At 62.4% G+C, this 26,291-nt stretch carries 14 protein-coding genes and 1 pseudogene; 10 read left to right on the top strand and 5 right to left on the bottom strand.

The window, feature by feature from the left end; all coding sequences use genetic code 11:
* Positions 1-133: 133 nt before the first annotated feature.
* On the bottom strand, positions 134-1,912 hold the full coding sequence (locus KF791_11175; GenBank protein ID MBX3733142.1) for an IS1634 family transposase: 1,779 nt from the start codon (positions 1,910-1,912) through the stop codon (positions 134-136).
* Positions 1,913-2,461: 549 nt separating this feature from the next.
* On the opposite strand from KF791_11175, the gene KF791_11180 reads away from it, so the two are divergent.
* From KF791_11180 to KF791_11210, 7 genes and pseudogenes are all read left to right on the top strand, one after another.
* Positions 2,462-3,337 (top strand): hypothetical protein, encoded by an 876-nt coding sequence (locus KF791_11180; GenBank protein ID MBX3733143.1) that lies wholly within the window; start codon positions 2,462-2,464, stop codon positions 3,335-3,337.
* Positions 3,334-11,001, top strand: coding sequence for a cadherin domain-containing protein (locus KF791_11185; GenBank protein MBX3733144.1), 7,668 nt, complete (start codon positions 3,334-3,336; stop codon positions 10,999-11,001). Before KF791_11180 ends, KF791_11185 begins: the two co-directional genes overlap by 4 nt.
* A 148-nt stretch (positions 11,002-11,149) precedes the next feature.
* Positions 11,150-12,070: a type II secretion system protein gene (locus KF791_11190; protein MBX3733145.1), complete on the top strand. Its 921-nt coding sequence runs from the start codon at positions 11,150-11,152 to the stop codon at positions 12,068-12,070.
* A gap of 31 nt (positions 12,071-12,101) precedes the next feature.
* The gene (locus KF791_11195) at positions 12,102-12,638 is read left to right on the top strand and encodes a hypothetical protein (protein ID MBX3733146.1); all 537 of its coding nucleotides are present in this window, start codon (positions 12,102-12,104) and stop codon (positions 12,636-12,638) included.
* 131 nt (positions 12,639-12,769) lie between these two features.
* Positions 12,770-14,074 carry an AAA family ATPase gene (locus tag KF791_11200; protein MBX3733147.1) on the top strand — a complete coding sequence of 435 codons (1,305 nt, stop codon included), beginning with the start codon at positions 12,770-12,772 and terminating at the stop codon, positions 14,072-14,074.
* Positions 14,067-14,633, top strand: coding sequence for a hypothetical protein (locus KF791_11205; protein MBX3733148.1), 567 nt, complete (start codon positions 14,067-14,069; stop codon positions 14,631-14,633). Before KF791_11200 ends, KF791_11205 begins: the two co-directional genes overlap by 8 nt.
* Positions 14,634-14,672: 39 nt before the next feature.
* Positions 14,673-15,885: pseudogene (locus KF791_11210) on the top strand (IS4 family transposase).
* Between the two features lie 518 nt (positions 15,886-16,403).
* On the opposite strand, the gene KF791_11215 reads toward KF791_11210, so the two are convergent.
* The 3 genes from KF791_11215 to KF791_11225 all read right to left on the bottom strand — a co-directional run bounded on the left by KF791_11215 (position 16,404) and on the right by KF791_11225 (position 20,868).
* Positions 16,404-17,843 (bottom strand): NADH:flavin oxidoreductase, encoded by a 1,440-nt coding sequence (locus tag KF791_11215; protein ID MBX3733149.1) that lies wholly within the window; start codon positions 17,841-17,843, stop codon positions 16,404-16,406.
* Positions 17,840-18,832, bottom strand: coding sequence for a dihydrodipicolinate synthase family protein (locus KF791_11220; protein MBX3733150.1), 993 nt, complete (start codon positions 18,830-18,832; stop codon positions 17,840-17,842). Before KF791_11220 ends, KF791_11215 begins: the two co-directional genes overlap by 4 nt.
* A gap of 653 nt (positions 18,833-19,485) precedes the next feature.
* A complete protein-coding gene (locus tag KF791_11225) occupies positions 19,486-20,868 on the bottom strand; it encodes a Gfo/Idh/MocA family oxidoreductase (protein ID MBX3733151.1) in 1,383 nt (460 codons plus the stop codon).
* 121 nt (positions 20,869-20,989) lie between these two features.
* Here KF791_11225 and KF791_11230 point away from each other — a divergent pair, with 121 nt between their 5' ends.
* Positions 20,990-22,987 (top strand): acetylxylan esterase, encoded by a 1,998-nt coding sequence (locus tag KF791_11230; GenBank protein ID MBX3733152.1) that lies wholly within the window; start codon positions 20,990-20,992, stop codon positions 22,985-22,987.
* Between the two features lie 64 nt (positions 22,988-23,051).
* Here the strand turns inward: KF791_11230 and KF791_11235 are convergent, their stop codons facing one another.
* Positions 23,052-24,056, bottom strand: coding sequence for a PmoA family protein (locus tag KF791_11235; protein MBX3733153.1), 1,005 nt, complete (start codon positions 24,054-24,056; stop codon positions 23,052-23,054).
* A 98-nt stretch (positions 24,057-24,154) separates the two neighbouring features.
* On the opposite strand from KF791_11235, the gene metG reads away from it, so the two are divergent.
* Together metG and KF791_11245 are read left to right on the top strand one after the other, a co-directional pair.
* Positions 24,155-25,828 carry a methionine--tRNA ligase gene (gene metG, locus KF791_11240; GenBank protein ID MBX3733154.1) on the top strand — a complete coding sequence of 558 codons (1,674 nt, stop codon included), beginning with the start codon at positions 24,155-24,157 and terminating at the stop codon, positions 25,826-25,828.
* A 42-nt stretch (positions 25,829-25,870) separates the two neighbouring features.
* Positions 25,871-26,284, top strand: a complete 414-nt coding sequence (locus KF791_11245; protein ID MBX3733155.1) for a BlaI/MecI/CopY family transcriptional regulator — start codon at positions 25,871-25,873, stop codon at positions 26,282-26,284.
* The last annotated feature ends 7 nt before the right edge of the window (positions 26,285-26,291 follow it).

Raw genomic sequence — 26,291 nt, forward strand, 5'->3', positions numbered from 1 at the left:
TGCTCGCTTCGCTGCGCTCCACCTTGACCGCCGCCCGCCCCCGGCCCGAGCGCCATTAGCCCGACTTTCGCAACTGGAGAAGGAAAAGAGAGAGAATGGGCCTGATTCTGAAGATTGGGGTGGAAGGTCTTCACTACAGGGCGGACCCCGGTAGCGGCTCGATGGCGCGGTGGGATGAAATGCGCGGAGGGGATTGCGGGGGAAGCTCCAGTCCGAGTTGAGCCAGCAGGAGTTTCTGGGTCTTATTGGGTGAGGTATAGCGTTGGAAAAGGAGGGTGCGTCCGTCGGTGGTCGGGAAGTGGACATCGAGCATCTGGAGGGCGGACAGTTGCTCGATCAGCGAACGGGGCGTCAGGCCTGGAGCTTTCTGGCGGAGTTTGTGTCGCAGGGTGGTGTGGAGGCAGAAGGCCAGGAAGGCGACCAGGATATGGGCTTCGATGCGCTCGGGGAGTTGATGGTAGACGGGCCGTATGGATAGATCGCCTTTGAGGTTCCTGAAGGCTTCCTCGACCTGGACCAGCAGCATGTAGAGGTGCCAGATCTGGGCGGGATCCTTTCCGGTCAGATTGGAACGAAGCAGGTAGCGGCCTTCCCGCCGGAGCCGCTCCCGCAGCCGGTCTTTGCGCAGGGAATACTGGAGGGTTCCTTCGGCGCTGACTTCCACCGTGACCAATTTCCACGCCAGCGGACCCTGCGCCTTGGCGGCGCCCAACTTGAGCAGGAGGGCATCCCGTTTGGGCTCCTGGCGCTTCAGTTCGGCCAACCGGGTCCAGAGTTCTTTGAGTTGACGACGACGCATGGCGCGCTCTTTGGCGACACGGTCTTTGGAGCGGGCCAGCACATAGAGTTCACCCTGGCTGGGCACCAGTTTGACATCCACCCCTTCGCGCGTCTGCTGCCATGGCACCTCCAGCAGCTCCTGCTCCAATGCGCTCAGCCGTCCCTTGGGCGTGCCCACCAAGTAGAGCACCGGTGGGTCTGCCGCGCGCATCTCAGCCAGCACCGCTTCGGTGGGAATGCCCCGGTCCATGATCCAGATGCGCTGCGCCTTGCCGTACAGGGTTTCGATCTTCTGCAGGAACCCGCGCAAGGTGGTTTTATCGGCGGTGTTGCCAGGCATCATCTCGTAAGCCAGGGGAAAGCCCTCCGGGGTGATCACCAGGGCGATGACCACCTGGACACAGTCGGAGCGTTTGTCGCGTGAATAGCCAAAGCGTCGCGGATCCTTCTCCGGGAAGGGCGGATCGCTCTCGAAGTAGGTGCTGGTCAGATCATAGAGCAGCACCTCGAACTTCACTCCAAAGAGGTCCTGCCACCGTTGGCGCAAGAATGTGAACAGCTCGCCTTTATGTTCCACCAGATGATCCAGCCCCCGGTACAGGGTGTCCTTGGCAGCGAGGGAGAAATCCTCACCCAGCAGATCGGCCATGGCCGACTGATCAAACCAGACCCGGTGCAGGCGCCACTCGCTGCCCGGATCCAGCAACCGATAGGCGCACAGCGTCTGCAGCACATGCTCCCAATCGGTTCCCTCCCGCGACTTCCCCAAGCGCTCCCGCCAGCAGCGATCCAGCCCCAGTTCCTTCCACACCTCGGTGAAGAGCCAGCAACCGCCCCACTGCCGCGGGCGGTGCAACTCAAAGTCCCGGAGCCGAACCTGAACCCCGTCCGGCGCATCCGCCGGCAACGGCCGCTCCGCCGCAAAGAGCTTCAGTTGGTCTGGACTCCCACAATCCTCGTCAAAGACCTCAATGGCGCGAATCCACTGCTCCTTCTGACTGTCGTTGATCTCCCCCAGGTACAACACCGTATGCTGCACCACCCGGGTGCCTCCACACCGGCGGTTCTCCACCAACGACCAATAGAGGTGCTCCTTCCCGTCTTTCCACCGTCGCGTGTGCCGCAAGAACATGACGCCTCAATATCCTCCTCAAAAATCCCGCCTTGGGAAGAGGCCAGGTCTTCACTACACGCACTTTCGAAATGCGCTCCCCTCATTCACAGCCACTTGCCTCGCTTCACTCTCAAAAAATCCCCGTTTCCCGACGTCAGTTGCGAAAGTCGGGTTAGGGTTCTGCGTTGCAGAACCCTGCTTCCAGCAAGCCAAACGACCCAGACTTCCGTCCTTCCACCCCTCAACGTCCTCTACCCCCTACCCACTCCAAATCACTTGGAGGCCAAAAAACGGACACAGCGACCCGCGTTCAGTGGCGCGGGGATTCGAGAGGGTCCTCCTGCCTGCTCGAAGAAGACTTCAAGGCCGGTTCTCCATCATGAGGGGCCGCAAACCCGAGAACCGCCATACCTCATCACCGCTGATCAACTGGCCGGAGTCCAGATTCATGGGCCGGTGTCCGTTGAGGATTTGGTGCAGGATTGCCGGCCACACCGCGATCCTGGATACTCTCCAGTATCTTTTTCCCGGCAAAGCGTCAAAACCAAATTCCTACCAGTGTAGACTATGAGAATCTTGTTGTTCAGCTTGTTGTTGGTTGATTCGTGGTTTGGCATAAATGCGCAAGCCCAAACCAACGCCCCGGCAATTATTGAAGTAAAATTGGCACGATTCGTCGCTAGCCAGCATGTTCACGCCAACAACCAGCCCTATCAGTGGCAGGCTCTTGACCGCATGGTGCTGTATGACGTTGATGGCAACCCAAATGCCTATGCGTTTGTGTTTGCGAAGTCGGGAAGCCGTTTCAATACGCCTGCCGCCCTTCAACAACACATCGCGGATGTGACATCGCGTATCGTTGCGCAACAAGCGAAGGGAACGGCTGCCGCCCCTACTGCAAACGATGGCGGCGGAGAGGCTGGAGATGCCGAAAATGACTTATTCGCGTTCGACGACCTGGCAACGGTTATCACCAGCGCAACCGCCGATTCTCCGCTGATCCTGCGACACTTCCGAGGGGCGCCGGAATTCTGGGTGGAAGCCGCAAGGATGGAGGCTTCCACAACGCCGGGACAACGCGGTCAACGGAAAACGGCCAGGCATGTGGTCATGGTCACCCCAATGGATTTCCGGCTCGTGACGGCTGACAGTGGCGTTGGTGTCGCTTCCGCACCTGACGCGAGAATCGCGTCCAAGGCAATGCTTTCGGATCCTGACGAGGTTGTTTCCGTCCATTCCAAGCGGACGGAGCGGATCAGCGCCTTGCGGCAACAGAGGGCACAGCGGGAGCAACGAGAACGCGAGCGGCGGGCGGCCATGAAGCCAGAGGATCGGCAGCGCTACGAAGACGCTTTAGCGGAAAGAGCCGCTTTCCTTGCCGCGGAATGGGAGAAAAAACGCTCAGACTTGGCCGGCAACAAAGGCGAGGAGGAGGACCAATGAAAACCGCCCACGGACCCCACCGCCGGATTTCAGTCATTGCAATGCTCTTGCTGGTTTGTACCTGCCTGGGATTTGCCACCACAACAGCGCATGCCACGAATTATGATCGCTCGTTCGGGACGCCGGGGACATCCACGGTTAACCCCATGCCCGTTGGATCGCACGCAACGCGCGTCACGGGCTTTAATTTGCCCCGGATCACCCGCTATGAAATCGTCTGGTCCATCAGACGCTCTGGGGGAAGCTGGACAACCGTAAAGACATCTAACCTTGGCGTGACACTGGCCTGGGGCACCTTGCCCATTGACTGGAACGGCACACGGTTCTTGGTGGAAGGCGATTCCTCGAACTACCCTCTAACCGCCAGCTACATGGAGGTGAGGGCGCAGGTGCTCAAGAGCGGCAGTCACCACGAGTATCACTACTGGAACATTACCGGTCAGGTCCCTTCATATACAGTCAATGCCTCCGCAGGCACAGGCGGCAGTGTTACCCCGGCATCGCGCACCGTCACACATGGCAACACGACCACCTTTGCGGTTTCGCCGACGACGCATTATGAAAGGAATTCGGTGAGCGGTGATGCGGGAGGGTTTTCCTGGAGCGGGAACACGTACACGACGGCACCGGTTACGCAGAACAGGAACCTGACATTCACTTTTACGGGTCGCCCAGACTTGATCGTTACGGCGATCTGGACTGAACCGGCAACCGTTTACGAGGGGCAGAAATTCAGGATCAAGGCCACGGTCAGGAACCAAGGTGTCGCAACGGCGGACGCCGGTCGGTTCGCCAATCAGGAGGCGCTTTTCTATCTCAACGGCGTCAAGTACGGCGAAGGGGATGACTACGATGGTTTAGCACCGGGGGCGGAGATCACCGTCCAATCCATTGAAATTACCGCGCCTGCCGCCGGCAATCATACCATCAGGGCCGTGGCTGACGGTAACGCGGAAGTTACCGAGTCATTTGAAACGAATAACGACCGAAGTGCGACGATTTCTGTCGGGTTGGCCTCCACGTTTGTTTCCGCCTACTGGTGGGCACCCTTGGACGTGTACCATGGCGCTACTGTGACCATGTGCGCGGAGGTCGAAGGCATCCCGGTTGATTCCCAATGCACGTTCCAAGTTTTTGAAGATGACGGTATTCTGCTGCCCGATGATCCAGTACTTCCAATACTCTCAGGAAGGGTATATGCGACAGAGGACGGCAAGACATACGTCAAAGCAACATGGATCGCCAAGTGGCAGGATGATCAGTCCGGAGATCCGGAGTACTACTTTAAAGTCTCCTACGGTAGCATAACACAATCCTCCTCCCGATCCGCCGCCGCCGAGTTAAGAGTTCGCCAGCGCCAGTTGCCAAGTCCAGACCATGGGAATTTCTATTATTCAGGGGGGGAATCCACGCGAAAGACAGCTCTAACCGATGATCGCGTCCCCGTCATTTTGGTGCATGGGGCAAGCGGCGACAAGAAGATGCATTCTCTGAATTATTGGTTCGGCTGGGTGAATGACGATCCGAATGCACCCCAGCCCCGCTTCAATCAGTCTGACATGAGCAGCAGATTCCGAGTGTATCGGTACGTTTACGACTCGAGCCTTTCCATTGCTCAGAATGGTCAGGCGTTTGCGGCATTTCTTGATCAATTCTATGCGAATAATCCGGATTTGGGCGAAAGACAAGTTGTTGTTATGGCCCACAGCATGGGGGGATTGGTCAGCCGTTATGCGCTCAACATAAGCTCCTCGTTCCGTGATAAAGTACATCGACTTGTCACGCTGGGAACACCGCACCTCGGATCGCCATTGGCGAATCCGACGTGGGTGACGAAGCATCTGTACGACAAGTATGGGGTAAACCAAGTCGCGTCATTTCTTGATGTCTACTACAATGTCAACTTCGGTGGATCGCAAGGTGATTTTGATCTTGCATGGCATTCCACATCGGAAATACCCACATCGGCGAAAAGAGACGGGGCTCACTACAATTGGATCAAGTTCATGGGCTATTATGATCAAGGTCGCTTGGATTCGAGTCTATCTAGTCCATTCTGCGGGTCCGCAAATATGACCAGCGTTACCGGTGACTCAAGAATCATTGCATACGGTGGTTATTTCAACTCGAGTATTGTGGGTGAAGGGAGTAATTGGCCTGACAAAGCGGCTGATGAAGTAGATAACGACCACGGGAAATTGCATTTTGTGAAAGGCGTTTTCAGGGATATGAAATACGCAAGCGAGAGCGCGGTTGGCAATAACGATGGGTTGGTTCCCCTTTCAAGCGCGTTGTTTGGCAGCATCCACACAGGCGTTGAGAAGATCGACTTAACTCAGTCCAGGGGTGAGTTCGTAGATCACTCATCATATTTAGACGTTCCGACCACCATGGACTTTGTCGCCAAGCGTCTTCTAACGATGGTTCGGGTGACAATGTCGCCGCAGAATGCCATTACTGCCGGGGCACGCTGGCGGATTGCTGATGGCACATGGCAGAAGTCGGGCGTCAGCCTCAACGCTTTGCAGCCTGGGCAATACACCATCGAGTTCAAGGATGTCGCGGGCTGGACAAAGCCGGGCAACCAGACAGTCACCGTGACGGAGAATCAGACCTACACGTTGAGCGGTGCCGGGGCAACGTACTCCGCTGCCAACAACGCGCCAACAGACATCCTTCTCAGCGGAACCACCGTGGCGGAGAACCAACCGTCGGGGACCACGGTCGGGACACTCTCGGCGACGGACCCCGACGCGGGCAACACGTTCACCTATACGCTGGTCAGCGAGGCGGGCGGCGCGGACAACGACAACGGCTCGTTCATGATTAGCGGCAACTCCCTGCGAACCGCCGCCATGTTCGACTACGAGACTAAGAGCAGCTACAGCGCTCGGATACGCACGACCGACCAGGGTGACCTGTGGTACGAGAAGGCGTTCACCATCACGGTCGGCAACGTGAACGAGACGCCGACGGACATCCTCCTTAGCATCTCGACGGTAACGGAGAACCAACCGTCGGGGACGACGGTCGGGACACTCTCGACGACGGACCCGGACGCGGGCAACACGTTCACCTATACCTTGGTCAGCGGGTCGGATAGCGCGGACAACGGCTCGTTCACGATCAACGGCATCACACTCCGGACGGCGGCGCCGTTCAACTTCGAGGCCAAGAGCACCTACGGCGTGCGCGTCCGCACGACCGACCAGGGCGGCCTGTGGTACGAGAAGGCGTTCACCATTACGGTCGGCAACGAGACCGAGATGCCGACGGACACGATGCCGCCACTGCTGACGATCAGCAGCCCGGCCAATGGGGCTAGGGTCACAACCAGTTCCTTGACGGTAAGCGGCACGGCCTCAGATTCCGGACGAGGAAACAGTGGTATCAGATCGGTCATGGTCAACGACGTGCGCGCCAATAATGACGCGACAGTTGGCAGCGGCACCGCCAACTGGTCGCGGGTGGTAAACCTCGCCGTGGGGATAAACACAATCACGGCAGTGGCTACGGATGGGGCGGGCAACAGTACAAGCCACAGTCTAAACGTAACCTATACCTCTCCCGATGGCACTCCTCCTATTGTCAGAATTACTTTACCGACAAGTACTGCAAACTACACAACGACGGCGGAGAATATTACTCTTGTCGGTGTGGCCAGTGATGACCTCGGCCTGACTCATTTGACTTGGAGCAACAATCGTGGCGGCGGTGGCATGGCCATTGGAACGGATCACTGGACGGCCAATGAGATCAACCTACAATCCGGCCAGAATATCCTCGTCATCACTGCGTTCGACAGCTCAGGGAATCAGACCCAGGCAAAAATGACGGTCACCTACAATCCGCCGAACAACAACTTGTATCGTTCGGCGACTTCGGTGTGGGATGGCTCCAATTGGAATCAGCTGCCAGCGTTTTCTGATGAAGGCTATTGGTTTTCTCCAGATGACAGCGATCGAATGGAGTACAATGGTCTATTGACTGCAGTCTGGGTGCAAGAGAAGGGGGAGAGACCCGATGGAGAGTTTTGGTGGCTCAGGCGTATCCAATCAAGAATTGCCATGTGGGACGGATCGTCGTGGATTTCACTCGGTGGCGTATTTGACGGTCAGGTTCTAGCCCTTGCAACATTGCATGGGGATTTATTTGCGGCTGGCTACTTTACGAGTGTGGGCGGCTTTCCGGCAAATTCAATTGCCAGGTGGGATGGCGTCAACTGGCACCCCTTGGAGGATGGAATTGATGGTGCTGTCTATTCGCTTGCGGTACTGGGCGATCAACTGTTTGTCGGAGGCAGTTTTGCGTCGAAGGGGAGTTCGGTAGCCTTATGGCAGGAGTCCGGTTGGCGTCAGGTGGGTGGGGTTCAGGGAGTTGTACGATCCCTTCTAGCTGTTGGTGACACTGTCTTTGCGGGTGGCACTTTTGAGGCGCAATTGGAGGAGAATGGCGGTGCGCCCGTTGATTGCAGTCTTCGTGGTCGGAGAGCCAATTTGGCGCGGTTGACAGACGGTGAGTGGATTGTACCTCGGGGCGCATGTCTGGAGAATTCCGTTGAACGCTTGTCATTCGCCCATGGAATCATCTATGCGGACCTGGGTCTGGTCGGAGGCGTTGGGCGGGTCCCGGTGATGGCAGGGCAAAGCTTGCCCGCTGAGTTTTACACCGGGCCAAATGATGGTAATGATCGCACAGAAATCCATGTGTACGATGATAAGTTGTGGCTTTGGGGTGAGCAGGATAGCGCCGTAGATACTGAGTTTGGAACAGACAAGACGACTTGGGCAACATTTGGAATTTGGGATGGGGCTCAATGGACTAATTTTGAAGGAGAGCCATGGGCATATCAAACATCGCTGTGGCCATTGGTGTGGAACAGTCGTCCGATCCGGTGGACAGCACTGGACGATCCATCTCGGTTTCGAGTCGTTGCCGGGAGCTTTGCTTGGGAAGAGGCTCGGGAGGATGCGGAGCGGCAAGGTGGGCATTTGGCAACGTTTGCCAATGCTTTGGAGTGGCAGGCGGGGCGTTCAGTCTGGGCCAGGACCGGGGGCAGGATTTGGATCGGGGGCTTGCAGGCCGGGGGCATGTCGGGGGCAGGGAGCGGATGGTCTTGGGTGACTGGGGAGCCATGGGACTTTGAGGCATGGGCCCCTGGCGAACCGAACGATTTTGGCGGGGTTGACGAGGATCGATTGGACATCCTTGCCTCGGGAGGCTGGAATGATGCCGCCGCGCAGACCCGGCAAGGTTATCTGATGGAACTCCCTGGCGGAGACAGTGGGTCCTGGTTTAGGGATTTCAGTGTTCGCGAGGACGAAACCTTTGGGATCAGTCTTCATGACTTGTTTGGTAAGGGATTGCGCGGCCGTTTCAGACTAGCCGGAGGCCCGACTGGCATGGTGCTGACGGGGTCCGGGGCAATGATCTGGAAGCCATCGGAATCGCACGTTCGTGGAGAACATCCAGTTATTCTTGAGTACACCGTTCCTAATTCGGTTCCGCCGGAAACGAATCAGTTGGCGTTTAGTATTCTCCTTGAGCGTGGTGGTTTCACGAGTCTCCATCGTTCCCATTTCGGTTCGGATTTCGAATCGAGTTCGCTTTCGAGATTTGCTGCTGTTGTGGCCGCGAATCAATCTCCGTGGGTGCCGCGCGGCGGGAGTCCTGAAGGGTTTCTTGCACTGACTTTTGCAAAGGCGAACGAGTACACCGCGTTGGTTTTTCCGGGAATCCCAGATTCAGACGCGGCCATTGCTGGATTTCGCATGTCGTGTGATGTGCGGGCGGGTAATGGCACTCGGGACCGGGTCGCCGACGGATTCAGCTTCAGCTTCGCGCGTGAGGGGGATCCGGTGCTGTTGGATCCGGGGAACCAGTCGGGTTTTGCCGGGGGATGTTGTGCGGAGACGGGAACCCGCACCGGGTTGGCAGTGTCTTTTGACACCTGGTCGGGAAATACGTTCCCCGGGGCCGAGGGCGATGCCACCGACGTGGAGGGACTGATCGTGCGGGTGGATCACCGCACGGTGGCCAAGGTGGAGTTGCCGACGCGCAACGGAGCACCAGGCGATGCCACAAGTCTGCAGACCGGGCCGCGGGATGCGGCGTACTGGGCCGGAAGCGGCGATCCATTGTCGCCAGCGGCATGGGCGACGCTGACCTGGCAGCCGCTGGTGTTGGAATTGAAGCCTGACGGTCGGTTCTTCGCCTGGTGGAAGGGGGTGCCGCTGCTGGAGGGGGTGGAGACCGGGTTCGTGCCGGGTCCCGGCAGGTTTGTGCTGGCAGGGCGCACGGCGAACTCAGTGGGCCAGGTGCATTTGGACAATCTGCGGCTGAGCGTAATCCCCCGGCACGAGGTGGCCTCGGGACAAACCCTTGTCGTCCCGCTGAAGGCGACAGATCCTGATCTGCCGGCGCAGAACCTGAGCTACGAGGTGGTGCAGGGTCCGCCGGGGCTGACGGTGGATGAAGCGGGCGTGATGCGTTGGACGCCCACCGTCGCGCAGGGGCCCTCGAGCCAGACGGTGGCGATCCGGATCAGCGATGACGCGTCGCCTCCGGAGGCCATCGTGGTCGAGTACCAGGTGGTGGTGCTGGAGGGCAACCGGGCGCCGGAGCTGGATCCGATTCCGGACCAGGTGGCCGCCGCGGGGGTTCCCTTCGAGTGGCTGCTGACCGGTCGGGATCCGGATCTGCCGCCGCAGCCGCTCACCTTCGCGCTTGTGTCGGGTCCAACGGGAATGACGGTGGCTCGGGATGGATGGCTCCGCTGGACACCTGCCGCGAGCGCCGCCGGCTCAACCTTCGAGGTAACCGTGCTGCTGATGGACGGCCAACTGAGCACCCGACGAAGCTTCCGGATTGCAGTGGGATCGGTGAATCGTCCTCCGGTGCTGGTCCCGGTGCCGGAACAGGCGCTCGACGAAGGCAACCTGTTGAGTCTGGACCTGGAGGCCAGCGATCCCGACCTGCCGCCGCAACAACTGGTGTTTTCGCTGGTGAGGGGTCCGGTGGGAATGACCGTCACGCCGGCAGGAGCACTTCGCTGGCAGACTGGCGAGCTCGACGGCCCCGCGACGGTCGAGGTGGAGGTCGCGGTGACGGACAACGGGGAACCACCGTTGTCGGCGACCAGCCGGATTGTGGTTACCGTACGGGAGGTCAACCAAGCGCCGGAGCTGGATCCGATTCCGGACCAGGTGGCCGCTGTCGGGATTCCGTTCGAATGGATGCTGACTGGCCGGGATCCGGACCTGCCACCGCAGCCGTTGACCTTCGCCATGGTGTCGGGGCCAACGGGAATGACGGTGGCTCGGGATGGATGGCTCCGCTGGACACCTGCCGCGACCGCCGTCGGCTCAACGTTTGAGGTGACCGTGTTCCTGACGGACGGGCAGCTCAATGACCGGGAGAGTTTCCGGATCTCGGTGCCGGCCGCGGTGGCCCTGCGAATTCTGCCACCGCGTGCGGACGGGCGGGTGGTTCTGGAGATCCGGGCGCCCTTGTTGAAACCCCTGATCGTGGAGCAGGCCACGGTGATTGGTGCCTGGAGCGTCCTGCATACCGTGCTGGGCTTGGGCATGGACGTTCCGGTCGAACTCGTGATGACCCCCGGTGAAGGCGTGGGTCCCATTTTCTGGCGCGTTCGCGAGGAGTGAACGAAACCCATCTTCCCATCACGCCTGGATCCAGCACCCGGCCACGCGTCTCATCGCCTTGCAGATATCCCGCCGTTTTTCTGCCATAGGATGGCGTCATTCGCGCATTTCTCCTGACGCCGAACTCGTTTGACTATTGACAGGAGGCATGACGACATCCGAGTCGTTTGATTGCATCGTGAAGACGTCTCGTCAGATCGTTCGGGGGCGGTTTGCGTTCTCGCTTATTGAACTTCTGGTGGTCATTGCGGTCATCGCAATACTTGCCGGACTGCTCTTGCCCGCCCTCAGCCGGGCACGGAGAACTGTGCTTTCTGGAGCCTGTCAGAGCAATCTCCGTCAGTTGACGTTAGGGTGGTTACTGTATGCGGGCGATCATCGAGGCTTGTTGCCTGAGAATCCTGGAGGCGTCTATACTATTGGGATTGATCATAGGCGCGCCAACTGGGTGGACGGCTACATGATGTATGAATCTGATGTGCAAGAGGCATTCTCTCGATCCCTTCCTCCGGAGTCCACCAATTCGCAGCTGCTGATGAAGCCAGGGCCGGGGCGTCTGGGATATTCCTATTTGTCTCCCGGCGTATTTCGGTGTCCAGGCGACAAGTCGTTTGTTGTTTTGAATGGTGCCAAACACCCGCGAGTCCGAAGCTATTCAATGAATTGTGTGATGGGGACGGGATTTTATTATCGCGAGTTTATGTGGAGTGAAAATGGTGATGGGAATCCGTTGCAGTATGATTATTTGACATTAGATCAGGTTGCTGAGCACGCTCCCATGGAGCTATTTGTCTTTGGTGAAAAGCATGATGATCAAGTGCATGATGGCCGCTTTCAAGTGAGTCATTGGGCAGACCCAGTTGGTGGGTGGGCTGAATTTCCATCCTGGCGACACAAGCGTTCAGCGAATTTTAGCTTCGCTGACGGCCATGTGGACAACCATCGGTGGGTGAATCCGGCAACTTTGATTCCGATCCAGCGTAGAGGCCGGTGGGGTGGCTTTCTTCAAAAGACCCGGCAGGATTGGACCTGGCTCAGGGATCACTCGAGCGTTCCATTTCGGCAGTAGAGAGCGGACTGCGACATAGTGGCTTTGGCAGTTGCACGTCAATTTCGAGTCCTTCTTTTGCCTTTCAACTTCGTCAATTATCGGGACAGGCCCCAACTTAAATCCCGGTACCAAAAATGGGTCCACCTCAACGGAGGGGCATGGCGCCTACCTGCGCTACACCGATGACTTCCTCCTGTTTGGTGACGACGCGACGAGGCTGTGGCAATTGCGCACCGGGATCGTGGAGCGGTTGGCGGCGCTTCGGTTACGTCTGGCGGAACCGAAGTCCCGACTGCTGGCCACGCGCGAGGGAGTGCCGTTCTGCGGATTCCGGTTTCTGCCGGGACTTCGTCCGAGGGTCCTGGGAGCGACCAAGCGGCGCTTTGAGCACCGTCGTCATGTCCTGTCGCGCGCCCGGCGTTGTCGCGAGCTTTCGGAGACCGTGTTCGCCTGGTACCAGTTCAGCCGGGAGGGGAACTCCGAAGGGCTGCGCCGCCGATATCGAGCGGGAGTTCGGGTGGGCGGTCCGGCACCATGGGGCTTCCCGCGTTCCCCGGGGGATGGTCCACGGGGGGAGCGGAGTTGAAGTGGGTCGCGGGGCACCACGACCCCACCTACCCGGTGGGGGGGCGTTGAGATCCTGACTCCCAGTCGAAGCAACACGAAGAAGCTGGCCGACGATTCAGCCATGTCACAGGATGGCCAAATGACAGTCCCATGATCACCCGTGTCCAGGTTTCAGGGTACAAGTCGCTCGGCGATCTGGAGGTGCGTCCTCTTCCGCTGACGGTTCTGTTTGGTCCGAACGCCGTTGGGAAGAGCAATTTTCTGGACGCGCTTCAGTTGCTTTCGCGGCTGGTCACATCCCGGACCTTGAAGGAGGCCTTTGAACCGCCGTACCGCGGCACGCCTCTGGAGTCATTCGCCTTTGGCCAGGGCGGCCTCGCCGGACATCTGGAACGGGAGTCGGTCAGCTTCCGGATGGAGGTTGATGTGACCTTGTCGAATGCGACCGTCGCGACCGTGGAAAAGCAGATCGCCGATCTGCGAAAAGGGACGGCCGGCGGCGAGGTCAAGTCCGGCAGCTACATCAAGGAACGGCAGTTGCGGTACCGCTTGCAAGTCGAGGTCCTGCCCCGGAGTGGGATCCTGAGGGTGCAGGATGAGTACCTCGCAGCGCTGAAGGGCCGCGGGGAGGTCAAGGCATCGCGGAATCCCTTCCTGGAGAAAATAGATCATCGGTTGTTCCTGCGGCTCGAGGGGCAGGCTCATCCCACTTATCATGAGGTTGGGCTGGACCATACCATCGTGTCCCGCCCTTTGTATCCGCCGCACTACCCGCATCTGGCGGCATTCCGCCAGGAGCTGGCCGGGTGGTTCTGCTTTTATTTTGAGCCCCGGGAACGGATGCGGGCGGCCAATCCGGTCAAGGAGGTGCGGCACATCGGGCTGATGGGTGAAGACCTCGCGTCGTTTCTGAACACGCTGCAAACGCTCGAGCCTGCCCAGTTCCGGGGTGTGGAGAAGTCTCTGCACACCCTGATTCCCCGGGTGCAGAGCATTCGGGTGAGGCCCAACACGGTGGGCGAGGTGGAACTGCAGCTCGTGGAGGACGGAATGCCCGTGCCAGCCCGCCTGGTGTCCGAAGGGACGTTGCGGATGCTCGGACTCCTGGCCCTGGGCGGCGCCAAGGAGTCTCCGACGCTCGTGGCCTTTGAGGAACCCGAGAACGGCATCCATCCCCGCCGCATTGAGTTGATCGCCCGGTTTCTGGAATCACGCACTGAGGACGGCCAGACCCAGTTCATCGTCACCACGCACTCTCCAATTCTTGCCGACCTTGTCCCACGCGAGTCGCTTTTCGTCTGTCGGCGTGAGGATGGTCGGACCCGGATCGAGCCGCTCGCCAACGACGACGGGGACCTGTTCTGGCGTGCCAGGATCCGGGACGGACTGACCGATCCGGAGGAAGGCCGGGTGCCCGTGTCCGAAAAGATTCTCCGGGGGGACTTCGATGCCTGAGCTGCTCTTGTTTGTGGAGGACCAAGCCCAGGAGAAGTTCCTGTCGGCATTGCTGCTGCGAATCGCGGCGGAGCAGTCGGTCCCGCTTGCGATCCGTCCAAGAACCGCCCGTGGGGGAATTGGCAAAGCACTCAATCATCTTGAGGAATTCGCCAAGGCGGTGGAGCAGGGAAGTGAGTCGCTGCCAGACGGCTTGGTCATTGGCTTGGATGCCAATTGCCAGGGGTATGTGCAGCGACGCGGGATGGTGAACAAACGAGCCCGACAGTTGGCGGATTTTGTGATCTGCGCGATCCCCGACCCCCACATCGAGCGATGGTTTTTGCTTGATGGCGAGGCTTTTCGGACGGCCGTCGGGGCCGGGTGTGACGCCCCGGATGAGAAGTGCGAGAAATCCCGCTACAAGCGATTGCTCAACAAGGCGGTCCGGCTTGCGGGGGTGCAGCCTTTGCTGGGCGGGGTGGAGTACGCGGAGGACATCGTCAACGCCTATCACATCCAAAGGGTGGCGGATCGCGATCACAGCCATCCCATAGGAAATGGGGTGGAAAAAGGCTGAGTTGACGTTTTGCGGGCGGGCGACGCAGCCTGTCCGTGAATGAAAAAACATCTCAACTCAGCCCGCAGCAAGTTCACGATTCTCGGCCAGCTTTGCAAACTGATTCCGCCGCACTTGGTGGCGTCCTTGGCCAGGGAGCACCGGGCGGAGAGCAAGGCCCGAACCTTTAGTCACTGGAGCCATGTGGTGGCCCTGATCTATGGAAAGCTAAGCCATGCATTCGGTCTCAATGACCTGTGCGATGCTGCAGCTCTACTCCGGCCCCTTTTGTCCGCCATCCGCGGGGCCACCCTCCACACCGCAACACCCTCTCGCACGCCAATCAGGAGCGGCCCAGCAAGATGGCGGAGGATCTGTTTTGGCGCACCCTGGAGCATTTGCGCGAGCAGAGTCCGGGGTTTCGGGGGACGGCGGCTGTCGGGGCGCCTGAGGCGATTCAAGGCGACGATCCATCTGGTGGACTCGACCACGATTGAACTGGTGGCCAACTGCATGCCCTGGGCTCAGCACCGGCGGCGCAAGGCCGCCGCCAAAGCCCATGTGCGCCTCAATTTTCAGTCGCTGTTGCCGGGTTACGTGGTGAGGGACACGCCCGGGAATCGGATGCCGGCCGGGCTCGAGAGCTGTGCGCGGGCCTGAAAACAGGGGAAGTGGTGGTTTTCGACCGTGCGATGTCGATCGGAAGCACACCTCAAGGACCTTTCCGATCGGGAGGTGGTCTGGGTGACGCGCCTGGAAGGAAGGATGGTGTGCGACGTCCTGAGCGGCGGGAGGTGCCCAAGGGGGAAAGATCCTGGCCGACGAATGGGTGGCCCTGAGCAACGGCCTTTCCGCACGCCGATCCGCGCGCTGGTGGAGGTGTGGACGGCCAGGAACGGGAGATGGTCTTTCTGACCAACGAACTGAGGTGGGCCGCGAGCACGGTGGTCGCGTTGTACAAGGCACGGTGGGAGATCGAGGTGTTCTTCAAACAACTGAAGCAGACGCTCAAGCTCTGTGACCTGATCGGGTATAGCGCGCCAATGCAATCCGCTGGCAGGTCTGGACGGCGTTACTGGTTCATTTGTTGTTGAGATACCTGGCTTGGGCGCATGAATGGACGCACAGCTTTGTGAGGCTTTTTGCCTTGGTGCGCTCTCAAATATGGCAAACGCTGGATCTGCCGGAAATTTTAGGGCGCTATGGGACAGCCCGGGGCAGTTACCGCAACTTGGCGCGGCCGGAACAAGGCTTTTTCCCACAATTCTGTTGAAGCTGTGGGACAGCACGACGCCGGAAATGCCCCGCTGGATTGACTGATGTAATCCTTAAAGTCATTTTCCTCTGCCGTAACGGAATTCCAATGGATTCCGAACCTATCCCATTTGTAAACGCCTCCCTATGGGATGGCTGTGGATCGCGATGACTCCTTTGGAAAGCTGGTGAGCGAGTTCCGGAACTGGCTCAACCGGCAACATCACCGAGTTTGATTCCATGGCGCTGTGCGGCTTTGGACGCATTCGCGGGGGGAGCTTTCTGTGGCCATGTTCGCCTGGTACCAGTTCAGCCGGGAGGGGAACTCCGGGGGATTGCGACGCCGATATCGAGCGGGAGTTCGGGTGGGCGGTCCGGCACCATGGGGCTTCCCGCGTTCCCCGGGGGATGGTCCACGGGGGGAGCGGAGTTGAAGTGGGTCGCGGGGCACCACGACCCCACCCACCCGGTGGGGGGGCACCAGGGATCTGTGCCCTGGTTGGCCGGAGGCTTCCCCGGCCTTGAACGCGGCAGGGATTATGACGGAGGCCTTGGGGTGGCTGATACGGCCTTCAGCGCGTGGGCATCAGGGTGGCTCTTGTAAAAGTCGTCGAGCGGATAGCACCCGCTGACGAGTCCATTGCGCGGTGCCGTGGTGCAGTCGCTGAACGTCCGGCAGATGCGCCGGCGCTGCAGCGGGCGGCCGGAAAGCACATCCCGCGGAAGGTCCGGATAGCTGAGGACGGTGCGGCCCAATCCAATGCAGTCCACCGCTCCCGCCGCCACCAGCGCCTCCCCGACCGGCGCCAGCCATTCCTGAAGGTAACTGTACGCCGAACCCACCACGATGAGGCCGGGACATTCCTGCTTTACGCGGGCCACGGCCACAATCTGTCGCACCACGCCAGCGAGCGGATCCTCCGGAGGCTCGTAGCCGTCGCTGGGAGGCACCGCGGCCGGACGTTGCAGGTGGGGATTGTAGTAGGGACTGGCGGCCGTCAGGCAAACCAGGCGGATGCCCAGCGACAGGAGCATTCGCAGAAAGGCGAGCGGCTCCTCCCAGGCGATTCGCGATGCCTCTGCAGGGTCGCCGCCGAACGCGTAGGGATAGGGGCCGCTCCATGGAGCCGGGACGCCGGCGCCGTCGGGTCCCTTCACAAACGGACGCTGGTCAAAAAGGCTGAGCCGCACGCCCACCTCAAGGCCGGGCACGTCCCGGCGGATCCCCTCCACGATCTCGCGCAGGAAACGGGTCCGGTTCTCCAGCGACCCGCCGTAACGGCCTGGACGCTCCACCGCGCTCAGGAACTCGTGACCGAGGTATCCGTGGCAGTGCTTGATGTCCACGAAGTGGAAGCCCGCCTCGCGCGCCCGGCCCGCAGCCGCCACGAAATCGCCCACCAGGTCCGATACCTCCCCGTCGGTGAACACGGCGCGGTCGTCCGAAATCTGCACTCGCGCGTCGAGCAGCGGATGCCGGTACGCAATCCGCGGTTCCGGACGCCGGCTGTCGTTGGGTCGTGACCAGCGTCCGCTGTGGGTCAGTTGCAGCCCGATCAACAAGTCGTCCGCTTGGTCTTCGCGGGTGTGCGCAGCGACAAGAATTTCCCGGAGGTTGGCGAGCGCCCCCACGTTTTCCGGGTGGAGCACCAACTGCCGGGGGTTGGCGCGTCCGTCGTGGCGGACGGCGACCGCCTCACCACCCCAGATCAACTTGGCGCCGCTCAGGCCGAACCGCTCCCACCGGCGGCGGACGAGTTCGGTGGGCTGCCCGTCGGCGGTGGCATCCCAACCCTCCATCGGGAGAATCGCGAACCGGTTGCCGATCGGCCGCGGGCATCCAGGCCCGGACGGGAGTCCGGACGCCAGATGGGGTGCCGGCCCCGGATTCCGGACGGAGAGCTGCAGCCCGAACGTCCCGAGGCGCTGCTGGAGGTCGGCGGCCGTCTTGAGGCCGGACATGCGGGGGTAATTCATGGGAGGCGGGCGGCATCGGAGGGCGCTGCCGCGACGAGGGACTCCAACCGGGCGGCGATGGGCTCGAGCAGGGCGAGGTCGGCCTCCGGACGTCTGGGACTCGCCGGATGGGGGTCCGGACAGCCAATGCGCCCGCGCCGGTGAAGGAACTGCGCGCAGCTGTGTTTGTAGGCCGGCACCGGGGCGCGAAAGGCCAGCATGCCGAGGTACTGAAGCCAGTCGTTCAGCTCATGGAATCGCGCGTCTCCGGCCGCCCAGAGCCGGTCCCGCGCGGCAAACGCCTCGACGTGAAACGCGGACAGTCCGAGCAGGTAGTCGCTGCCCCACATCACCAGATCAATGGCGAGGTCGTTGCCCGTGTACAGCCGGAACCCGGGCCGTATCCGGTCCCGAACTTCGAGGCGCTGCCATTCGAGTTCGCGCGACAACGAACTGTGCTTCGCACCGGTGAGCTGGGGGATGTCGAGCAGGGACTCGAAGGTCGCGAGGTCCCAGATGCGCCCGAACGGCACGAACATCTCGCCGAGCTCGAAGCCGAGGAATTCCGGGCAGCCGGCCGCCACGTCGCGAAACACGCGGACCAGTTCCGGCCCCGGCAGTGCCTTGACCGCACTGCAGGGAAACAGGATCGGCACGCCACCGTGGCGCGTGATGACCCCGGCGACCTCGAGGTAATTGCGCGCGGGATCGCCCGGGAGGCCCTCAATGAAGGCGCCGGCAACGAACCGGCGGCCGTGGGCGTGATCCCGGGTCAGGGCGAGAATCCGGGCACGTTCCCCGGGCGTCAGGAGGTTGGCGTACCCGGTGTCCATGTTGACCGCCGGGGTCAATCCAGCGGTCCATGTGGCGTCGAGAAGTGCGGCAAATCCGTCGAGGTCCGCGACGCCGTCGGCTTGGAACGGCAGAAGGACTGCGGAGATGCCCTCGATGGGGCGCCGGGGGCGCAATGGCGGGCAGGTCGTCACCGGAGCGCGGAGCGTACGGGGCATGCCGAAACCTGCCCAGCCGGGAATCCGGAGTAGTCACCGTCAAGCATCCCGTGGGGCTCCGAGGAGCCGTTCGCTCGTGGAGTTCCCACAGGCCCAGCTCCCGGTGGCGCGTACGGTTCGGCGGGAGCCTCACCCCACCGGGTAAAGGCCTCACCCCACCAATTCGAGGCCTTACACCATCAGTGCCGCACCAATTTTCCCTCCGGTGGGGCGACGCTTCGCGGAGCCGTACGCTCGTGGGGTCCCCACAGGCCCAGCTCCCGGTGGCGCGTACGGTTCGGCGGGAGCCTCACCCCACCGGGCAGGAGCCTCACCCCACCAGGTAAAGGCCTCACCCCACCAATTCGAGGCCTTACACCATCAGTGCCGCACCAATTTTCCCTCCGGTGGGGCGACGCTCCGCGGAGCCGTACGCTCGTGGGGTCCCCACAGGCCCAGCTCCCGGTGGCGCGTACGGTTCGGCAGGAGCCTCACCCCACCTGGTAAAGGCCTCACCCCACCGGGCAGGAGCCTCACACCACCAGGCAAAGGCCTCACACCACCGGGCACGCGCCACGCCGGGGTGGGCTCGCTGGCTGCAGGTCCCATGACCCCAAGAAAAAGGGCCCGTGCCCCGGGGGACGGGACACGGGCCGGTTCAGGGTCGCCAGGGATCAGTACTCGCGATCCTTCAGCATGCCCGGACGCGGTACGAGATACTTGCCGCCTTCCGCGATCACCGGGGCGGTGGACTTCATGTCGAAGGAATCCACATGCGGCGCGAACTCCTGCGGGTTCTTCAGATACTCATCGTACTTCACCACCTGGCCGGTGTGTGCGGCAAAGCGTCCCATCGAAGTCACCAGACTCGCCTGGGCGCCCCGCTCCACTTCGTTGTACGGCTGGTCGTTCCGGATCGCGTCAATCAGATCCTCCCATTCCAGCAGGTAGGGATCCTGGGTCGGACCCTCCTTTGGCGTCCGCCACACGATGTCGGAATTGACCATCTTCTGCGTCTTGTAGATGCGCGCATTGGACGGCCAGTGCCCGGCCGAGGAGATGACCGCAAGTCCGTTCTGCCCGTGGGCATAGCTCGCAAATTCGTCATGACAGCCCGCCATGGTGCGCCCGAACATGAAGAACTTGGACCCGTCATCGAACGTGTACTCCACCGAGTAGTTGTCGAAGTTCTGGTCCACGTTGTCGCCGCGGTAGTTGCGGCCGCCGCTGGCCTGGGCCTGCACCGGCCACGCGTTCTTGATCCAGCAGCACTCATCAATGTTGTGGATGTAAAAGTCGCTGAAGCAGCCGCCCGACGCCCACAGGAAGCTGTGGAAGTTCTTGATCTGCCAGAGCAACTCGCTCTCCTCGGAATCCGGCATCGGCTGCGAGAAGGCGGAGCCCACCGGCCCGTGCATGCGGTAGGCCCGCATGGTGATGATCTGGCCGATGGCGCCATCCTGCACCTTGCGAAAGAGTTCCTGGCGTGACCGGCAGTGCCGGCACATGAGGCCGACCCCCGCCTTGATGCCCTTCTGGTCCGCGAGCTTCGACAACTCGATCATCCGCACGCCCGTCGGCGCATCCACCGCGACCGGCTTCTCCATGAAAATGTTGATTCCCTTGTCAATCGCGTACTTGAAGCACACCCAGCGAAACGCCGGGGGGGTCGCGAAAATGGCAATCCCTCCCTTGCCGAGGGCATCCATGGCCTTCTGGTAGCCATCGAACCCGACGAAACGCCGGTCTTCGGGCACCTCCACCTTGTCCCCGAACTGCCCTTTCAGGCCGTCATAACTGGACTTGAGCCGGTCGGTGAACACATCGGCCATCGCCACCAGTTTCACGGGGCCGTTCTTCGCGCTCATCGCGTTTGCAGCGGCCCCGGTACCACGACCGCCACAGCCGATGAGGGCGATGGGAATGGTGTTGTTTTCGGCGGCATGGACATGGGGCAGGCTCACGCCGGCCAATGCACCGGCAGCCGCCAGGGTGCCGGTGCTCTTGAGGAAGTCGCGTCGCGACGGAAGGACCAATGGAGACTCTTCTGAGGGCATGGTGGCGAGACGTTCGTCCCGGCCCCTTCCACCTGTCAACTGCGCAGAGCGGTCCGGTCCCGCTTCGCCGTCGCCCGTGCCGCCGGTGGCATCCGACTTCCCCGTGGCGTCCAGGTCCGGGATGGGATCAGGATGGGGCGTGCACTCCCGACGACTCGCCGCATGGCTCCTCCTGGCACCACTCGCCCTGCAGGCCCAGCCATTGCCGGCCTCGTGGGCCCTCGAGGATCCGCAGCTCGCCGCCTACTTCGCCGCAGCCGTCGGACGGCTGGAGGCGCGGTGCCTGGCAGACGTCCAGACGCGTTCCGACTGGGAGGCGGTCCGCCCCCGGCGCCACCAGCAGTTGCTCGACATGCTCGGCCTGTGGCCGCCGCCGGCACGGACCGATCTGCAGGCGGAGGTGAGCGGGCGTGTGGACGGTGGGGACCTCCTCGTTGAGTCGCTCCGTTTCCAGTCCCTGCCAGGACTGTACGTGACCGCCAACCTGTACCTGCCCAAGGGATTGTCCGCACCCGCACCTGCCATCCTGTACGTCTGCGGCCATTCCCCGGTGAAGACCAACGGCATCAGCTTCGGCAACAAGGTTGCCTACCAGCACCACGGCATCTGGCTGGCGCAGCAGGGGTATGTCTGCCTGATGGTGGACACCCATCAGCTGGGCGAAATCGAGGGGGATCACCATGGGACCTACCGGCTCGGACAATGGTGGTGGAACAGCCGCGGTTACACCCCGGCGGGCGTCGAGGCCTGGAACGGCATCCGTGCGCTCGACTACCTCGAGTCGCGCCCCGAGGTGGACCCGGGGCGGATCGGCATGACCGGACGCAGCGGCGGCGGTGCCTACACCTGGACGGTCGCCGCACTGGATGAACGTGTCCGCGTGGCGGCGCCCGTCGCGGGCATCACGGATCTGCGCAACCAGGTCGTGGACGGCGCCGTCGAGGGCCATTGCGACTGCATGTTCTACCTGAACCGCCACCAATGGGATTTTCCACTTCAGGCGGCCCTTGTCGCCCCGCGTCCGCTCCTGATCGTGAACACGGATGCCGACACCCTGTTTCCCCTGGACGGCGTGCAGCGGTTGTTTTCCGCAACCCGGCGTCTCTACCGGCTCCTCGGCGCCGAGGACGAGCTGGGCCTCGTGATTGCTCCTGGCCCTCACGTGGACACCCAGGACCTGCAGGTTCCGGTCGTGCGCTGGTTCGACCGTCATCTCAAGGGAGCGACGACGCCCGTCACGAATGCAGCCCTTGCCCGCTACCCGGGCCACACGCTCAGGGCGCTGGGGACGGCACCCGCCGACGCCCGAAACTCGCGGATCCAGCGCGAGTTCGGCCCGCCCACCAACCCGCCACCCGCGGATCTTGAAGCCTTGCGCCTCATCCTTCGGGATCGCTGCTTCCTGGGCTGGCCCGGGGCCGACGAGCCGCTGGGGCTGCGTGAACTCTCCAGCGAAACCAATGGCACGGTGCGACTGAGGGTGTTTGAGTTTCAAAGCCAGCCCCATGTCGTCCTGCGGTTGGTGGTCGCCGACCAGCCCGGAACGCCGCCGCAGTGGAGCCGGTTCGTGGTGCTCGACGACGCCGGTTGGGACTCCTGGATGGGAGCCTGGGCCCCGCGGTTTCCCGGGGCCGCCGGCCGCCTCGCCGGCAACCCGGCCCAGGCGTCGGCGGGCGTGGTGCCGGTGTGGACGGGTCCGGCGCCAGGCGAGGTCCTCTTCGCGATGGCACCCCGCGGCGAGGGTCCGCACCGATGGACCGGTGATGCGCGCAAACAGACCCAGATCCGCCGCCGGTTCCCGCTGGTGGGCCAGACCCTCGACGGGATGCGCGTCTGGGACATCGGGCGCGGACTTGAAGCCGCCCGACGGCTTGGGAGCGGCTCCGAGGTCATCCTCACCGCGCGGGGTCGCTCCGCCGTGAACGCCGCCCTGGCGGCGGTGTTTGAGGACCCAACACCGATGTTGGACCTCCAGGAACTTCCGGACCGACTGGAGGACGAACCCGACCACCTCGGAAGGGCCACGGTCACCGACACGGCAAACCTGCTGCGCCTTTTGGAGGACGGACGCGCTCAACAGGCTGAGCGTGGGTCAACGGGGACCGGCGGACCCCGCTGAGCGGTCATCATCCCATACGACGATCCACGCTCCCGTGGCGTGGTGGCCGGCGGACCGGTGCCCATCACCGAGGCGCGGCGTACGCCTCCCACAGAGCCTCCAACTCCGCGGCTTCCGGGGTACCGTCCATCGTCACCAACCGGTAACGGGCCGTCCACGGTTGCCCGGGTTCGAGGCGCATCGGACCCGCCTGTTGCGGCGCATAGCAGAAGAAGGGCTCGTTTGGATGCATTCGCATCGGCTGGGGGAATCGGAAGTTGGCGGGATGACAAAGGATCACCACCCCGGCGATGCCGTTGGACACCGGTCCGCCCATCCAGAACCAGCGCGAGCGGGCGCCGTTGATCGCGACCCGGTTGGTCATCCCGTTGGAGTCCCGATACGCCCCGTGGTCCGGGCCGTTCCACGCCCAGTTCCCGCGCAATCCCAGACCGCCGTAATGGTATTCGGGAAGCTCAAGGGGTGAATTCCCGACGAGCGTCTGGACCAGGGTGAGATCCCACTCATACGCGGCACGGGGATCTCGACGCTCCGAGACCCGCACGTCCCATGTCTCTTCCAGCACGTCCTGCGGTGGGCTGGCGACGAGATCCACGTACCGGTGCCGCGCCAGCAGACCGGCGGCCCCGGCCTCCTCCCAGACGCTGTCCAGTCCCACAAACTCCACGCGACCGGTGCCGTCCCCGAGGTTCCAGAAATCCGGACGCCTCCCCTCGAATCCGGTCCGGGTCCAGGCCGCCCACACCCCATGATGATGCACGTGATTGGGCGGGAAATCGTCGGTCACCAGGAGTCCGGACGGCGTGTACAGCGGGTGCAGATAGCCACCCCGGCGCTGGCGGTCGCCGATGTCCGGACGTGGAAACACCCCGGGCTCCGCCTGGTACGCGCCCAGCGGATTCGTGCCGGAACGGAACATGATCCGGCTCCCCTCGCGCCGTGCCGTGATGGGATCCGCCCTGCCAGACCCAAGCGCCACGGTCACGGCCACGACCACGACTCCGAGGCGCCAGGCAATCCGGACGAACTGGCGAAGGTGCATGCCTGACTTCGGCTTCAGGAGCGTCACCGGTCAAGCGGCACATCACCCCTCCCGGAAACCGCCCGACAGCGCAGACCGTGGGCGGTTGGACTTCCCGCAACGGCTCCGTCAGGCTGGCCCCGCCGATGAGCAAGCGATTCTACATCACCACGGCGATTGATTACGTCAATGGCGCGCCGCACCTCGGCCACGCCTACGAGAAGATCCTCGCGGACGTCATCGCCCGGGCCCGCCGATCCCGCGGCGATGGGGTGTTCTTCCTCACCGGACTCGACGAGCACGGGCAGAAGGTGCAACAGGCCGCCCAGGAGCAGGGCCGGGAGCCCCAGGCCTATTGCGACGAACTGGCGGCTCAATGGCGGGACTTCGTCGCACAACTGGGGGTCTCCAACGACGACTTCGTGCGCACCACCGAGCCGCGCCACCACCGCGTGGTTCAGGCCATCCTGTCCCGACTGCACGCGGAGGATCACTTCTACAAGGCCGAGTACCGCGGGTTCTATTCGGTGAAGGAGGAGACATTTCTCACGGAGAAGGACCGCAATCCGGACGGCACCTGGGATGCCCAATGGGGGGAGGTCACCGAACTGGTGGAGGAGAACTGGTATTTCCGGCTTGGACGCCACCAGGCGTGGCTCCTCGACCACATCGCGTCCCATCCGGAGTTCATCCAGCCCGCGTCCCGGCGCAACGAGGTGCTGGGGTTCCTGAAGCACCACACGCTTGCCGACCTCTGCATCAGCCGTCCGGCGGCCCGCCTGGCCTGGGGCATTCCCCTGCCCTTCGATCCGGCGTACGTGACCTACGTGTGGTTCGACGCGCTGGTGAACTATTTCTCGGTCCCGGCGGCACTGGGCGATCCCGCGATCGCCGGCCTGCTCGGTCCGGATTTCAGCGCACCGTCCACCGGCCTTTCGGCATGGCCGCCCGACGTGCATCTCCTCGGCAAGGACATCCTGAAGTTCCACGCCGTCTACTGGCCCATCATGCTCAAGGCGCTGGGCGCCCCCCTGCCCGCGACTCTCCTGGCGCACGGCTGGTGGCAGAAGGATGGCGCCAAGCTGAGCAAATCCACGGGCAACATTGTGGACCCGCTTGCCGTGATCGCGGCGTGGGGACTCGACGCCTTCCGCTACTATGTCGTGCGGGAGCTGGCCATCGGACCCGACGGCAATTGGACCGACGAGGGGTTTCGTGCCCGCTACAATGCCGAACTTGCCAACGGACTGGGGAACCTGGTGAACCGCTCGGTGAGCATGCTCCGCAAGTACCGCGACGGCGTGGTGCCTCCGGTCTCGACGGAACTGGCGGCGGAGACCGCGGTGTTTGTGCGCGACACCACCGCCGCCCTCGACCGCCACGAGTTGCAGGACGCACTGGTCTCCCTCTGGGGTCTGGTCACACGCGCCAACCAGTATGTGGACCAGACCCGTCCGTTCAGCCTCGCCAAGGATCCGGAGCAGGCGGCGCGTCTGGACGCCGTGCTCTACAATCTTGCGGAGGTCTGCCGGATCCTCGCCGTGCTGCTGTGGCCGTTCATCCCGGACACCGCGGTCCGAATTTGCGCCCAGCTCCGTCTCGACCCCGTCCCCGACCGCCGCAGCCTGGCGGCATGGGGAGGCCTGGCACCCGGCCACGTCATCGGTGACCCGGTTCCGCTCTTCCCCCGCAAGGAACCGCCGGCACCCCCCGGCAGCGGTAGTCCCATCATCCTGAAGTCCCATGGCGGCATGGCGCCGCCGTCCCGATGCAGAGGGTGGCAAGGGGGACCGCCTCAGGGGGGTGCTTCGGGGGCTTGACATCTCTACAGATGTAGAGATAGCTTTACATCCGTCGCCGCCATGTCATCCCCCCTTCCCGAACTCACCGAGGCTGAATGGGCCATCATCAAGGCCGTCTGGGAGCAACAGCCCTGTGCCGCCCCGGCCGTGCAGGAGTCGCTCATGAAATCCCAGGGCTGGACCTACAGCACCGTCCGCACGCTCATGGACCGCATGGTCGCCAAAGGCCTGCTCACCGCGGATAAGGTCCGCCACCTGACGCTGTACCGGGCCGCCGTCACCCGGCGGCAGGCCCAGCTCACGGAACTGCGCTACGCCCTCAAGCACGCGTTTGATGGTGCGCTCAAGCCGATGGTCGAGACGCTGCTCACCAGTGAGACGATTTCCGCCCGGGAGCTCGACGAACTCGAGGCCCTGATCGCCGCCCGGCGCAAGTCGCAGGGCGGCGCTCCTTCCCGCAAGGCCAAATCCTGAACCCCTC

This window comes from Verrucomicrobiia bacterium, assembly GCA_019634635.1.
Taxonomy (GTDB): Bacteria; Verrucomicrobiota; Verrucomicrobiia; order Limisphaerales; family UBA9464; genus UBA9464.